This window comes from Aeromicrobium sp. CF3.5 (assembly GCF_051262695.1).
Taxonomy (GTDB): Bacteria; Actinomycetota; Actinomycetes; order Propionibacteriales; family Nocardioidaceae; genus Aeromicrobium.
On sequence record NZ_JBIMEZ010000002.1, the window covers coordinates 262,078 to 276,151 of the forward strand.

Sequence of the window (14,074 nt, forward strand, 5' to 3'; positions counted from 1 at the left end):
GGCCAGCGGACCGTCGCTAGGCTCAGTCGAGTGACTGACGTGCGACGGTGGACCGTTCCCGGCCGGGTGAACCTGATCGGCGAGCATCTGGACTACAACGGTGGCCCCGTGCTGCCGATGGCGATCGATCGACACGTCGTGGTCAGGGCACGCCGGCGCGATGACGACACGATCGCCGTGTGGTCCGACGCGGGCAAGGTGACGTTCTCGACCTCCGTGGAGCTGGGCGAGATCGACGGATGGGCTGCCCTCGTGGCCGGCGTGGTCTGGGCCCTGGGCCAGGACGGGCCCGGCAACGGCCACCGCGTGCCCGGAGCAGACCTCGTGATCGAGTCCACGATCCCGGCCGGCGCCGGGCTCGCCTCGTCGGCCGCCGTCGCGTGCGGTGTCGCCCTGGCTCTCGACGACATCGGGGACCTCGGACTGGACCGAGCCGCGGTCGCTGCCGTGGCACGACGCAGCGAGAACGAATACCTGGGTGCACCGTCGGGCGTCATGGACCAGCTGGCCGTGCTGCACAGCGCCACGAGCCTGGTCGACACCCGCACGGGCGACGTCACCGCGATCGACGCGCCGTGGGGCGACGCAGGGTTGTCCCTGGTCGTCATCGACACCGGGGTCCAGCACGCCATCGCCGGTGGCGAGTACACCAGCCGCCACGAGGAGTGCCGGCGCGCGGCCGAGACGCTCGACCTCGACCACCTGGCCGACGTCACCCTCGACGGGCTCTACCGCCTCGACGACGAGGACCTGCGCAGCCGGGCTCGGCACGTGCTGACCGAGACCGCACGCGTGCGCAGCGCCGTGCGAGCCCTCGCCGATCGGGACTGGCCCCAGCTCGGCACCATCATGAGCGCCGCGCACGCGTCTCTGCGTGACGACTTCGCCGTCAGCTGCCCCGAGCTCGACACCGCCGTCGAGGCCGCCATCGAGGCCGGCGCACTCGGCGCGCGCCTCACCGGGTTCGGCTTCGGCGGCAGCGCGATCGCACTCGCGCCGACAGCTGGCCTCCTGCCCCTGAAGGCAGCCGTCGAGTCGGCGTTCGCCGGTCGCGGATGGACAGCACCCTCGCTGTTCACGGTGCGCCCCTCCCCGGGCGCCCACCGGTCCGCATGACGGCCAGCCATCCTGCTGGCCCATCTCACTGACTGAGAAGGGCCCGCCCGGCGCCAGGATCTCGGCAGTCTGGGGGCATGTCTGCCACCACGACCGAGGACGCCCTGCGCGATGCCATGGGCAATCTGTCCACCGGCTTGACCGTCGTGACCACGTCGTCGGGCGGCGCACCACACGGCACGACCCTGAGCGCGGTCATGTCCCTGTCGATGGATCCGCCCATGATCGTGCTGTCGTTGTCGCGCACCTCGAGCCTCCTGGCCCGACTCCAGCGCGGTGGACAGTTCGGCATCAACGTGCTGGCAGCACACCACGACCAGTTGGCGATCAGGTTCTCGCGCGATCTGCACGACCGCTTCGCAGACCTGGAGTGGACCGACGAGGGTGCGCCCCGGCTCGCCGACGCCCATGCGTGGGTGCTCGCGGAGGTCTCCAGCACCGTTCCGGCCGGTGATCACGTGCTCGTGCTCGGCGACGTCATCAGCGCCGAGACCTCCACCGGTCGTCCGCTCACGTACTGGCAAGGCACCTTCGGCACCCACCAACAGTTCTGAACCCCGTTCCCCACCGGTCGACGTGACGAGGTCCACGCGCACGCCACAGACGCCGGCTGGGCCGGCCAGGTGCGATTCGGCCTGAACGGATTCGTGCGCGACCTCGAGGCCAGCCTCTGAGCTGGGCCGAATCTCAGGACCAATTCTCAGTGCCGAGTTTCCGGGCCCGGGCGTCGGGGTGGGACACTGACCGGGTGAATCCGACCCGTATCGCGTACCAGGGCGAGCCGGGAGCCAACTCCCACATCGTCTGCAACGAGCACCACCCCGACGCGGAGACGCTGCCGTGCGCCTCGTTCGAGGACGTGTTCGCCGCAGTGGCGTCCGGCAAGGCCGACCTGGCAATGATCCCGATCGACAACTCGATCGCCGGCCGCGTGGCCGACATCCACCACTTCCTGCCGACCTCGGGCCTGCACATCGTGGCCGAGCACTTCCTGCGCATCCAATTCTCCTTGATGGCGGTGCCGGGGGCGTCGCTGGACACGATCAGGACCGTGCACAGCCACGTGCACGCTCTCGGGCAGTGCCGTCGCATCATCCGCGAGCACGGCCTCACCCCGATCATCTCCGGCGACACCGCGGGGGCCGCCCGTGAGGTCGCGGACGCGGCCGATCCCACCCAGGCCGCGATCTCCCCTCCCCTGGCCGCGCAGATCTACGGTCTCGAGGTGCTGGCCACCGACGTCGAGGACGAGGACCACAACACGACGCGATTCATCGAGCTCGCGCCCGATCCGCGCCTGCCGCTGCCCGGGTCGCCGACCGTGACCACATTCATGTTCAACGTGCGCAACATCCCGTCCGCGCTCTACAAGGCACTCGGCGGTTTCGCCACCAACGGCGTCAACATGACCAAGCTGGAGAGCTACATGGTCGGCGGGCACTTCACCGCGACCCAGTTCCTCGCCGAGGTCGACGGCCATCCCGACGACGCGGGCCTGGCTCGCGCCCTCGATGAGCTCACGTTCTTCACCACCGAGATCCGTGTGCTCGGGGTGTACCCGGCCGACCCGTTCCGCCGATGAACCTGACCTGGCCGATGAATGTGCCGGTCCTGTCCGACGGGGTCGTCACCCTGCGTGCCCACGTGCCGGGCGACGTCGAGCGCGTCATGGAGATGTCCGATGATCCGCAGACGCAGCGATGGACGACGGTTCCACTGCAGAACGATCGCGCGCTCAGCGAGCAGTTCGTCTTCGAGCACATTCCGCGTGGCTGGGACGAGGGCACGTACTTCGGCTGGGCGATCGAGGTCGGCGGTCGATTCGCCGGCAACATCGACGTGCGCGGCACACCGATCGCCGACCTCGGCTTTGCACTGCACCCGGACGCACGCGGCCAGGGCGCGATGGCCCGGGCCGTTCGTCTGGCCAACGACTGGGCGTTCAGCGAGGGCGGCATCGAGGTCGTGCACTGGCGCACCAACGTCGGCAACGAGGCGTCCCTGCGGGTCGCGCACAGCACCGGGTTCACCCTGCACGGCGTCTCGCCGGGACTGCTCGATCATCGCGGCACGGTCGTTGATGCATGGACCGGCTCCATCCGCTTCGGCGACGCCCCCTTCGCGACTCGCCCGTGGGCGGAAGCGCCCGTGCTGGAGTCACGGCGACTGCACCTACGCCCGTTCAAGCCGTCGGACGTCCCGCGTCTCATCGAGGCGTGCAGCGATCCCGACAGCCGGCACTGGCTCCGCGGCCTGCCGTCGCCGTACACCCCGGCGGTCGCCGCTGCCTACCTGGCAGACACCACCTGGAATGCGGCCCTCGGGGCCAAGGCCACTTGGTGCGTCGCCGACCGCGCGACCGATCAGCTGATCGGCAACATCGCGGTGATGGACCTGCTGGGGCTCGGTGCGGACAGCGGCGAGATCGGCTACTGGATGCATCCCGACGCCCGCGGGCGCGGGGTGATGACCGAAGCGGTCGGCATGGTCGTGCCCCACGCGCTGGACCCCGACGGCCTCGACCGCCGCCGCCTCAGCCTGTACGCCGCAGCAGGCAACGCGGCGAGCAATGCCATCGCCGTGGCGAACGGCTTCAGGTTCTACGGCACCCAGCACGCGGCCGAGCCCCTGGGCGACGGCACGCACGACGACCTGCACGGCTACGAGCTGCTGCGTCAGGACTGACGGAGTACCTCGGCTGGGCGCATCAGCTGGGCAGCAGCGCCAGCGACACCAGGGCGAGCACCGTCGCGTCGGCGCCGGCCACCAGGCGGATGACCGTCTGCACGGGCACCGCCCCCATCGGCGTCGAGGCCATGACCAGCTCGTCCGTGGCCTCGGCCGACGACATCCGACTGGCCATCCCGAGCGCGGGCAGGGCGAGCAAGACCATCGCGCCCGCCACGGAGAGCGGCATCAGCACACTCGCCGCGCCCACGATCACGACCGTCACCGCAGCGCAGGGAATGGCAAGCCCCGCCAGGGCCGGGCCCCGGGGCATCATCAGCAGTCGTCGCACCTCGACCTGCGACGTGAAGGCGAGCAGCCCCTTGCTGGTCATCGCAGTCGTCACGTGCAGCAGCATCGCGACCGCGGCGACTCCCGCGAAGGATCCGAGCAGGTCCGCCAGCGCGGCGGCGACCACCAGTCCGCCCACCGCCCAGGCCAGTACCGGGACGGCGACTCGTCGTGTGCTGATGAGCGCCAGCCGGATCGCTGGGTGGCGAGGCATCGTGGCCAGGCGCGATCGGGACCCGGAACGCTGCTGGCGCACCAGCGGCTCGACCAGGATCACGGAGGCGACCGCAGCGGACCGCCGCCGGTCTGCGGCCGCGAGATTCCACCGCGGGATCGCCGCGAACCGCTGGGCGGTCGGGCGACCGGCCAGGAGCACCCCACCTGCGATCGCCGCACCACCGACCAGCCCTCCGGCCACCGGTCCACAGGCGGCCCCACTCAACAGCCCCATCGCGACTCCGCCCAGGCTCACGACACCCCGCGGGCCACCGTCGTACCGCTGGCCCGACCCGATCGCAGCAGTGAGCATGAGGAGTGCCAGCACGGTTCCACCGCCGGCCCACAGACCCAGCTCCCCTGCCGCCAACCCCACCACGACCGCGACCAGTCCTGTCGCCAGAGCCACCCACGGTGCGCCACGCACCGCAGACCGTCGACGCCAGGCCCGTTGATCGTCACCGATCGTCCACAGCTGGTGCGCCGGTGACGCCGCCCAGGGTCCGACGAAACGGAGACTGGCCCACCAGGCGGTCGCGGTGGCTGTCAGCAAGGCCGCCCCGACCAGGGCGGCGTCGTACCCACGCCGCTGGGTGAGATCGAGGACGTCCGGGACGATCTCGCGCCCCACGGCGAGCAGCACACCGAACCCGATCAGTCCGCCCGTCAGGCCCACCGAGATGCGGTACCAGCGGTCCTCGCTGCTCACAACTGCAACGTCTGGACGCCCGGGAGGGAGCGCAGCACGGTCGAGTGGGTGGCGATGGCGACGGTGCGTCCCTCGCCTGTCAGGTCGCGCAGCAGGTCAGCGACGATCGCGACCCCGTCGCCGTCGAGATGGCGCTCGGGCTCGTCGAGCAGCAGGACACGCCACGGCCGCACCACCGCGACCGACAGGGCTGCACGCTGCCGCTGTCCCGAGCTGAGCGCCCCCGGCAGCCGGTCGCCGAGCTCAGGGGTCAGCCCCACTCGGCGCATCGCGGTGTCGACGGTGTTGCCGTCACCCACCAGCAGCAGATGGTCGGCCACCGTCAGGTCGGGCAACCAGGCATTCTGGTCGAGAATCGCGAGGACGTCGCGCCAGTGCTCCGGACCGGTGGGATCAATTGGCTCGGTGTCGAGCTCGAGGTGGCCGGACTCCAGCGGCTGGGTACCCGCGAGACAGCGCAGCAACGTCGACTTGCCGGCGCCGTTGGGGCCCGTCACCACGGTGCACTCAGCCGATCTCAGCTCGACCTCGAGAGCCTCGAAGACGTCCATCCCGTCGTATCCCGCGGTCAGTCCTCGACCGCCCAGGATCGTCGGTGCGCTCATGGCTCCCCCTTGCCGTGGCACCAAGTCTGCCAGCCGGTGACGTGCTGACTAGCCTGAGGTGGTGTCCTACGTCCTGACCCTGTCGTGCCCCGATCGTCCCGGCCTGGTGTTCGCGGTGACCCGGTGGATCGCCGAGTCCGGCGGCAACATCCTCGACAGCCAGCAGTTCACCGACACCAGCACAGAGCCCGATCGAGGCAATGAGTTCTTCCTGCGCGTGCACTTCGAGCACCCGCAACCGCCGGACTTCACGCCGGTCGCGGTCGAGCACTCCATGGATTTTCGGTTGAGCGTTGCCGAGCAGCCGGCCCGGGCCCTGGTGATGGTCTCGACCGAGGGGCACTGCCTGAACGACCTGCTCTACCGCCAGAGCACCGGGGCCCTGCACGTCGAGATCCCTGCGATCGTGTCGAATCACCGAGACCTCGAGAAGCTGGCGTCGTCGTACGACGTCCCGTTCCACACCGCGAGCGACAAGCATCAGGTCGAGCAGCTGATGCTGAGGCTGGTCGACGAGCTCGACATCGACGTGGTGGTCCTGGCTCGCTACATGCAGATCATCAGCAACGACGCCTGCCGGGCACTCGAGGGCCGGATGATCAACATCCATCACAGCTTCCTGCCGAGCTTCAAGGGTGCGCGCCCGTACCAGCAGGCGCACGACCGTGGCGTCAAGCTGATCGGCGCCACGGCTCACTACGTGACCGCCGACCTGGACGAGGGCCCGATCATCGACCAGGGCGTGCTGCGCGTCGATCACCGGATGACCGCCGCCGACCTGGCGCGGTCGGGGCGTGACGTGGAGGCGCAGACCCTGTCGAGGGCCGTCGCCCTGCACGCGGAGTCGCGAGTGCTGCGCAACGGTCCGCGGACCGTCGTCTTCGACTGATGTCAGGCGGGGGCGGGCGCGCAGTCGATGCCGGGGCGGTCGAACTGCAGGGTCGCGTTCTTCGTCGCGTCGGTGCCGAGGCTCTTGGTCATCGCCACCGAGACCGTTCCGCGCGATCCAGCGCTTCGGTCCGAGTCCATGAAGAAGTAGACCGGGTCGGCCTCGATCAGGTTGTTGGTCGGTCCGGCCGACATCGCGGGGCCTCCGGCGTCGATCACGGCGGTGTACTTGGCGCCGCGGCTGAGCGGATCGACCAGATGCACCGCCACGGCTGCGGTGTCGTCGGCCGAGCACTGCACCCGCACTGAGACCTGCACGTCGTCGTAGACCTGGACCTGCCACGTGCTGTCGTTCGCCGGTGCACTGTCGTTCTCCGGTTCGCTCGCCGAGGCGACCCCGGCTGCACCACTGAGAAGCAAGGTCATCGAGCTGACGATCACGAGTCCGCGACGAGGAAACATGACACCCAGTGGAGCGAGTCCAGGTGAACGGCGCACGTCCTGTCCGCAACGACCGGCTGCACAGTTTCAGGCCGCCGGGCGGTCCGCGCGAAAACGCTGGTTTCGGCGCAGCTCTCCGGTGGACCCGATGACGGTCTGCTGTACATCAGTCAGTAGGACCACTCCTCTAGGCTCGTCCCCGTGGGCGGCTTCATCGACGGACTCAACGACGCAGCTCTCGACCTCGCAGGGTCCCCCTGGGTGCTCGTCGCGATCTTCGCGCTCGCGGCGATCGACGGTTTCTTCCCTCCCATTCCGGCCGAGTCCGTGATCGTCGCGCTCGCGGCCATCAGCGTCAGCTCTGCGGCCGGCGAGCCGTCACTCGTGCTGCTCGGCATTGCTGCTGGCCTGGGGGCCGTCATCGGCGACAACATCGCCTTTCGCATCGGTCGCGGGGTCGGGGTGGACCGATTCGATCCCGACCATCGCCCCCGACTGGCACGCACCGTGACGTGGGCCCGCCGCGAGCTCGATCATCGGGCGACCATGCTGATCCTCGTCGGGCGGCACATCCCGGTGGGTCGGATCGCCGTGAACATGACGGCCGGCGCCACGGGATTCCCGCACCGACGGTTCCTGCCCATCTCGGCCGTGGCTGCCGTCATCTGGGCCACCTACGCGGTCCTGATCGGCGTGCTCGCCGGCGTCTGGATCGAGGAGAATCCTCTCGTCGGTGCCCTCCTGGCCATTGCGGTCGCCACCGTGCTGGGCTACCTCGTCGACCGTGTCGTGGAGCGTCGCCGCAAGCGTCGCCTCGTGGCACTCGATCGCGCCTGATCCGCGAACGGCAGATGACGCCCGGCCCCCGCAGGCAGAAGAGTTGGTGAACAGCCCGCGACAAGGCCGTGTGCGCTCATCGCGGCACGCTTCGAGCGCGGCATCGTGGGGTCGTGGTTACCTTGCCGATCTACCGCACCCTTCCCGGACCGCTGGCCATCGCGCACCGTGGCGGCGCAGGCCTGGCCGCTGAGAACACCTTCGAGGCGTTCGCACGCTCCCACGCCCTGGGCATCCGCTATCTCGAGACCGACGTCCGCCTCACCCGCGACGGCGAGCTCGTGATCTTCCATGATGCCCAGCTTCGACGGGCGACCGGGCGCGAGGGCCGGGTCGGCGACCACAGCCTCGCTGAGCTCTCCGCGATGACGGTCCTCGGGTCGGGCCGGGTCATCTCCCTGCGTGAGGCGCTGACCGCGTTTGCCGACACCTGCTTCGTCATCGACGTCAAGGAAGCCGCCGCGGTGACTCCCCTGGCCGATCTCCTGCGCGAGCTCGGTGCCGGACATCGGGTCTGCGCAGCCGCGTCCCACGGCTCCTGGCTGCGGGCGCTGAGTGAGGCGACCGGCCCCGAGCTGTCGACCGCACTGCCGTGGCGGCACCTGGTGCACCTGGCCCTGCGCGGGCCGATCGGCCACGGACAGGCCGCCTTCGCGCACCTCCCGCTGCGGCTCGGTCGGGTCCCGGTGTTCCGAGACGATCTGGTCGCACGCGCGCACGACGCCGGCATCCGCGTCATCGTGTGGACCGTCGACGACCCCGACACGATGCATCGTCTGCTCGATCACGGCGTCGACGGCATCATCACCGATCGCCCCGACGTGCTGCGCGAGGTTCTCATCGCCCGAGACCAGTGGCACGCGCCGAACCCCCGGCTCGGTGTTGTTCACCCCATGGCCATCTCGCAGACCGCTCCCTCGACGCCTTGTCGACCTAGCGTCGAGGCGTTCATGACACGAAATCTTGAGGGGACCCCATGACGATCGACGCCGATCACCGCCGCCAGCTGCCGATGGCAGGACTGACCTGCGGAAATCGCAGCCCGGTCACGTGCCACCTGCGCTGCGGCGACGCCTGCGCCAAGGCCGTGCCCAACACGTCCGACACCACCTACTTCCGCGATGTCGCCAGCCAGGCACTGAGCCGGCGGCACATGCTGGCCGGCATGGGCCTGACGGCCGCCGCCGTGGCCAGCACCAGCCTGCTGGGTGGCTCGCCCGCCGCCGCCGCTCCTCGCACCGCCGCCTCGCCGGCCGGCGTTGCCGCTGCTGCGGCCAAGGGACGCGCCCCCTTCACCCCCATTCGTGCCGTCGACGCCAGCGTCGACGAGCTGACCGTGCCGGTCGGCTGGAAGCACGAGCCGATCATCCGTTGGGGCGACCCGATCCTCGCCGGCGCCCCGACCTTCGACCCCGACAACCAGACGCCGAGCGCCCAGGCCGGCCAGTTCGGCTACAACAACGACTACCTCGACATCATCGAGACCAGCCGCAACGGCAGGCAGGGCATGCTCGTGTGCAACCACGAGTACACCAACGAGTCGATCATGTTCCCTCCGGACACCGACCCCGAGACACTCATCCGCATCGCCTGGGCCGCCCACGGCATGTCAGTCGTCGAGCTGGAGCGCAGCCGTCGCGGCCAGACCTGGACCTACGTCAAGGGGGCCCGCCGCAACCGGCGCATCACCCTCGACACCGTCATGAGCTTCGACGGCCCCGCCCGCGGTAGCGACCTGCTCAAGACCGTCGAGGACCGTCGCGGCGTCCGGGTGCGCGGCACCATGAACAACTGCGCGGGCGGCACGACCCCCTGGGGGACGATCCTCTCGGGCGAGGAGAACTTCAACCAGTACTTCCTCGCCGCCGGCACCTCGGCGGAGGAGAGGCGTTACGGACTCGGCGCCACCGGTGACGGGCGCAACTGGCGCTCGGTCGACCCCCGCTGGGATGCGACCCGCGAGGGCTACGAGAACGAGCCCAACCGCTTCGGCTGGATCGTCGAGGTCGACCCCGAGCGCCCCACCTCGACCCCGGTCAAGCACACCGCGATGGGCCGGTTCAAGCACGAGGGCGCCAACGTCATCCTCAGCGACGACGGTCACGCGGTGGCCTACATGGGCGACGACGAGCGCTTCGACTACGTCTACCGCTTCATCTCCAAGAACACCTTCCGCAAGGGCAACTCCTCGGCCGCCAACCGGGCCAACCGCAGCCTGTTGTCCGAGGGTGACCTCTCCGTCGCACGCTTCACCGGCGACGGTCTGGCCGACGGCGTGAGCGACGGCACGGGCGAGTGGATCCCCCTGACGCGCAATGGTCGCTCGATGGTGCCGGGCATGGACATCGACGAGGTGCTCGTCTACACCCGCCTCGCCGCCGACAAGGTCAACCCCACCAAGATGGACCGGCCCGAGGACGTCGAGCCGAACCCCGTCAACGGCTTCATCTACGTCGCGTGCACGAACAACACGTCACGCACCGCTGCGCAGACTGACGAGGCCAACCCGCGCGCCAACAACCGCAACGGCCACATCGTGGAGATGCAGCCTCGAGGCGGCGACCACACCGGTCGCCGATTCGACTGGAACCTCATCTTGATCTGCGGCGTGCCCGGAGAGGCGAACACGTACTTCGGTGGCTACGACGGACCGGTCTCGCCGATCGCCTGCCCGGACAACGTGGCGTTCGACTCCGAGGGCAACCTGTGGATCTCCACCGACGGCCAGCCCGGCACCATCGGATTCAACGACGGCCTGCACAAGGTGCCCGTCAGCGGCCCCGAGCGCGGCCGGGTCCAGCAGTTCCTGTCCGTGCCGACCGAGGCCGAGACCTGCGGGCCGGTCATCAAGGATCGCGACGGCGGCGGCTCGATCTTCGTTGCCGTGCAGCACCCGGGCGAGGATGGCAGCTGGGACGCCCAGACCTCGTTCTTCCCCGACTACCTCAAGCCGGGCCAGAAGAAGAAGGGCCGCTTCGCCGGACCGCGTCCGTCGGTCGTCCAGGTCACCCGCCGCTGACGGGACTCGCGGCTCGGCGCGATGTGCGCTGAGCCGCGAGACCAGCGCTGAAGATGGCCACACCGAGCACGGCGAGACCGGCCCCGACGAGGCTGGAGGCGCGGTAGCCGTACCCGCCGGCGATCACCACCGAACCCAGCGCCGCGCCCAGGCCGTTCGCGACGTTCAGCGCCGAGTGGTTGAGGGCAGCGCCGAGCATCTCGGCCTCCCCCGCCACGGACATCAGGCGCATCTGCAAGGTGATGGCCACCACCGATCCGAGGGCGCCCATCACGAACACGAGGACGGCAGCGGGAACAGCAGACGGCGCGGCGAAGAAGAACACCAGCAACGAGACCGCCATGGACCCGAACCCGATCAGGATCGACCGCTCGGTGTTCCAGTCGGCCAGGATCCCGGCCAGCCACGAACCCAGCACGCTGCCGACGCCGAAGACCAGCAAGAAGGCGGCGATCCAGCGCTCGTCGAGCGACATGACCTGCGTGACGATGGGTGCGATGTAGCTGTACATCGCGAACAGGCCGCCGAAACCGATCATGCCGGCGGACACGGCGTACAGCACCTGGGGCTTCTTCAGCGCGGACAGCTCACCGCGCACCGAGGCGGACCTGTTGGCCGGGGAGTGCGGCACCACGGCGGCGATCATCGCGGCGGCGGCGATCGCGATCACCAGCACCGCCCAGTACGCGCTGCGCCACCCGAGGGACTGGCCGAGCAGCGTGCTGGCCGGCACGCCGGCGACGGTCGCGACCGACAGCCCGAGCATCACCATGCTGACCGCGCGACCCTTTGCCTGCGGTCGCACCAGCGACGCGGCCAGCAACGAGGCCACCCCGAAGTACGCCCCGTGCGGGAGGCCCGCAACGAACCGAGCGATCATCACCGGCACGTAGCCGTCGGCGAGCGCCGTGAACGCATTGCCGATGCCCAGCGCCAGGATCAGCCCGATCGCGAGCTCACGCTTGGGCAGCCGAGCGCCGAGCGCCACGATGATGGGGGCGCCGACCACGACGCCGAAGGCGTACGCCGTGATGATGTGACCGGTCTCGGCATTCGTGCGATCGATCCCCGCAGCGATCTCCTCGAGCAGACCCATGGTCATGAACTCGGTCGTGCCGATCGCGAAACCACCCAGGGCCAGCGCGAACAACGCCGCGCCCACGTGCGTGGGGCGCCGCGCGCGCACGAGATCTGCTGTCGTCGTCTGGGTCACCACTCCATGGTCAACCACTGACGTGAGCACCTATTCCACGTCGCGCGACAATCGTGACGTGCGACTCATCGATGATGCCGAGCGGCGGGCGAGACTGGGGCAGCGGCACGGTCTTGCGAACGGGTTCGGCTCGGTCGAGGAGGTGGCCCGTGCGCTCGTCGCGGTCCACGGCAGCGATCCCGCCACGACGGCCCTGGCCCTCCTCGCTCGCAGCACGGCAACCCTCGACGACGTCCAGTCAGCGCTGTACGAGGACCGAACCCTGGTTCGGGTGATGGCGATGCGACGCACGGTCTTTGCCGTCCCGACCGATCTGGTCACGACCTTCTGGGCCGGCTCGTCCGACGTCGTCGCGCGCGAGCAGCGCCGCCTGCTCGCCAAGATGCTGGTGGACTCCGACGTCACGAACGACCCCGTGACCTGGATCCGCTCGGCACAGGCTCTGGTCCTCGACGCCGCTCGATCGGAGCGGACCATCGCCAGCGCGGACCTGGCCGCCGCCGAGCCCCTGCTGGTCACCCGTCTCGACGCCGGGATGACGGTCGCGAGCCGCCTTCTGACCGTGTTGTCCGCAGAGGGCGCGCTCGTGCGGGCCCAAGCGCGTGGCGGGTGGACCTCGAGCCAGTTCCGGTGGTCACTGCCGGACACCTGGTGCGGCGAGCTGGGTGCGTGGCCGAGTACCGAGGAGGCAGCCGGCAACCTGGCCCGACGCTGGTTGCGGACCTACGGGCCGGCTCACCTCGACGACGTGCAGTGGTGGTTCGGCTGGACGAAGACCCGTACCCGGGCGGCCCTGGCCACGCTCGAGCTCGCCGAGGTCCAGATGGACGGTCGACCCGGTCTGGTGCTGGCCGACGACGTCGAACCGGTCGGCGCGCCCGACCCCTGGGTCGCCCTGCTGCCGGCGCTCGATCCGTCCATCATGGCGTGGAAGCACCGCGACTTCGTCCTCGGGAGGCACCGCGACCAGCTGTTCGACGCCACCGGCAACGCAGGACCCACCGTGTGGGTCGATGGCCGGATCGTCGGTGGGTGGGCGCACCGCGACACGGGCGAGATCGCGGTCGAGCTGTTCGACGACGTCGGCACGGCTGCCAGGACGGCAATCCATGAACGCGCCGCTGCCCTGTCCACGACGCTCGGCGACGTCCGTCTGAAGGCGCGAGCGCGGCGCTGGACCCCGTCGGAGAACAGGCTGCGCGCCTGACGACCAGCCGCCATACTCAGGGGATGTCACTCCTGGACTCCTGGACCCTGTCCGAGCACAGCGCCGTGGGCGCCACCCATCCCACCTACCGCAAGGGCAGCGGCCCCGGCGTCATCGTGATCCATGAGATCCCCGGCCTCACACCCGAGGTCATCGCCTTCGGCGAGGAGGTCGTCGCGGCCGGGTACACCGTCGTGATGCCTCACCTGTTCGGCACGCCCGAAGCGTCGCTCAGCGCGGGCTCGGCGGCCAAGGCCTTCCGTCAGGTGTGTGTGAGTCGCGAGTTCACCAAGCTCGCGACCGGCGAGACCACCCCCATCGCCGGGTGGCTGCGCCACCTGGCGCGGGACTTGCACACCGAGCTCGGAGGGCCGGGCGTCGGCGCCCTCGGCATGTGCTTCACGGGCGGATTCGCCCTCGCCATGATGGTCGACGACTCCGTGGCCGCGCCCGTGGTGTGCCAGCCGTCGGCTCCATTCGCGGTGGGCAGCAAGCGCGCCGCCGACCTCAACCTGTCGCCCAAGGACCTCGAGACCGTCAAGCGGCGTGCCGCCGGCGGTTGCCAGGTGCTGGGACTGCGGTACAGCGGCGACAAGATGACCGGCACCCGGTTCGAGACACTGACCACCGAGCTGGGCGAGAACTTCATCCGCGTCGAGTTCCCGGGGGCGAAGCACAGCACCGTGACGGCCCACCGCCAACAAGAAGGCGTCGACGCCGTCCTCGGCTTCTTCGCCACCACCCTCCAGAGTCCCCAAATTTTGTGACGTAGTTCGTCAGTCGGCTTCCGCCAAGTGCCGATCTA

Annotated in this window: 14 protein-coding genes; 10 read left to right on the forward strand and 4 right to left on the reverse strand. The window is 69.8% G+C overall.

Translation table 11 applies throughout. From position 1 onward, the window contains the following. Positions 1-30: 30 nt before the first annotated feature. The 4 genes from galK (at position 31) to ACHAA3_RS04850 (ending at position 3,801) form a co-directional block, all read left to right on the forward strand. The gene (galK, locus tag ACHAA3_RS04835) at positions 31-1,116 is read left to right on the forward strand and encodes a galactokinase (RefSeq protein WP_435707810.1); all 1,086 of its coding nucleotides are present in this window, start codon (positions 31-33) and stop codon (positions 1,114-1,116) included. A 77-nt stretch (positions 1,117-1,193) separates the two neighbouring features. Next, entirely contained in the window at positions 1,194-1,670 is a 477-nt protein-coding gene (locus tag ACHAA3_RS04840) for a flavin reductase family protein (protein WP_435707811.1), read from the forward strand. Between the two features lie 194 nt (positions 1,671-1,864). Further along, a complete protein-coding gene (locus ACHAA3_RS04845; RefSeq protein ID WP_435707812.1) occupies positions 1,865-2,698 on the forward strand; it encodes a prephenate dehydratase in 834 nt (277 codons plus the stop codon). Next, positions 2,695-3,801: a GNAT family N-acetyltransferase gene (locus tag ACHAA3_RS04850; RefSeq protein WP_435707813.1), complete on the forward strand. Its 1,107-nt coding sequence runs from the start codon at positions 2,695-2,697 to the stop codon at positions 3,799-3,801. Before ACHAA3_RS04845 ends, ACHAA3_RS04850 begins: the two co-directional genes overlap by 4 nt. Before the next feature lie 22 nt (positions 3,802-3,823). Here ACHAA3_RS04850 and ACHAA3_RS04855 read toward each other — a convergent pair whose 3' ends face one another. Continuing rightward, on the reverse strand, positions 3,824-5,059 hold the full coding sequence (locus ACHAA3_RS04855) for a hypothetical protein (RefSeq protein ID WP_435707814.1): 1,236 nt from the start codon (positions 5,057-5,059) through the stop codon (positions 3,824-3,826). Beyond that, positions 5,056-5,664 (reverse strand): ABC transporter ATP-binding protein, encoded by a 609-nt coding sequence (locus ACHAA3_RS04860; RefSeq protein ID WP_435707815.1) that lies wholly within the window; start codon positions 5,662-5,664, stop codon positions 5,056-5,058. Before ACHAA3_RS04860 ends, ACHAA3_RS04855 begins: the two co-directional genes overlap by 4 nt. A gap of 61 nt (positions 5,665-5,725) precedes the next feature. Between ACHAA3_RS04860 and purU the strand changes: the two genes are divergently transcribed. Next, positions 5,726-6,553 carry a formyltetrahydrofolate deformylase gene (purU, locus tag ACHAA3_RS04865; protein WP_435707816.1) on the forward strand — a complete coding sequence of 276 codons (828 nt, stop codon included), beginning with the start codon at positions 5,726-5,728 and terminating at the stop codon, positions 6,551-6,553. A 2-nt stretch (positions 6,554-6,555) separates the two neighbouring features. Here the strand turns inward: purU and ACHAA3_RS04870 are convergent, their stop codons facing one another. Beyond that, positions 6,556-7,014, reverse strand: a complete 459-nt coding sequence (locus ACHAA3_RS04870; RefSeq protein WP_435707817.1) for a hypothetical protein — start codon at positions 7,012-7,014, stop codon at positions 6,556-6,558. Positions 7,015-7,194: 180 nt separating this feature from the next. Between ACHAA3_RS04870 and ACHAA3_RS04875 the strand changes: the two genes are divergently transcribed. The 3 genes from ACHAA3_RS04875 (at position 7,195) to ACHAA3_RS04885 (ending at position 10,849) form a co-directional block, all read left to right on the forward strand. Then, on the forward strand, positions 7,195-7,830 hold the full coding sequence (locus tag ACHAA3_RS04875) for a DedA family protein (RefSeq protein WP_435707818.1): 636 nt from the start codon (positions 7,195-7,197) through the stop codon (positions 7,828-7,830). Between the two features lie 113 nt (positions 7,831-7,943). After that, positions 7,944-8,810: a glycerophosphodiester phosphodiesterase family protein gene (locus ACHAA3_RS04880; RefSeq protein WP_435707820.1), complete on the forward strand. Its 867-nt coding sequence runs from the start codon at positions 7,944-7,946 to the stop codon at positions 8,808-8,810. Then, on the forward strand, positions 8,807-10,849 hold the full coding sequence (locus ACHAA3_RS04885; protein ID WP_435707822.1) for a PhoX family protein: 2,043 nt from the start codon (positions 8,807-8,809) through the stop codon (positions 10,847-10,849). The genes ACHAA3_RS04880 and ACHAA3_RS04885 overlap by 4 nt, the downstream gene beginning before the upstream one ends. On the opposite strand, the gene ACHAA3_RS04890 is transcribed toward ACHAA3_RS04885, so the two are convergent. Further along, positions 10,836-12,062: an MFS transporter gene (locus ACHAA3_RS04890; protein ID WP_435707823.1), complete on the reverse strand. Its 1,227-nt coding sequence runs from the start codon at positions 12,060-12,062 to the stop codon at positions 10,836-10,838. The two genes, ACHAA3_RS04885 and ACHAA3_RS04890, sit on opposite strands and share 14 nt — an antisense overlap. A gap of 58 nt (positions 12,063-12,120) precedes the next feature. Here ACHAA3_RS04890 and ACHAA3_RS04895 point away from each other — a divergent pair, with 58 nt between their 5' ends. Together ACHAA3_RS04895 and ACHAA3_RS04900 are read left to right on the forward strand one after the other, a co-directional pair. After that, entirely contained in the window at positions 12,121-13,269 is a 1,149-nt protein-coding gene (locus ACHAA3_RS04895; protein WP_435707824.1) for a winged helix DNA-binding domain-containing protein, read from the forward strand. Between the two features lie 23 nt (positions 13,270-13,292). Beyond that, positions 13,293-14,036: a dienelactone hydrolase family protein gene (locus ACHAA3_RS04900; protein WP_435707825.1), complete on the forward strand. Its 744-nt coding sequence runs from the start codon at positions 13,293-13,295 to the stop codon at positions 14,034-14,036. Positions 14,037-14,074 lie beyond the last annotated feature (38 nt).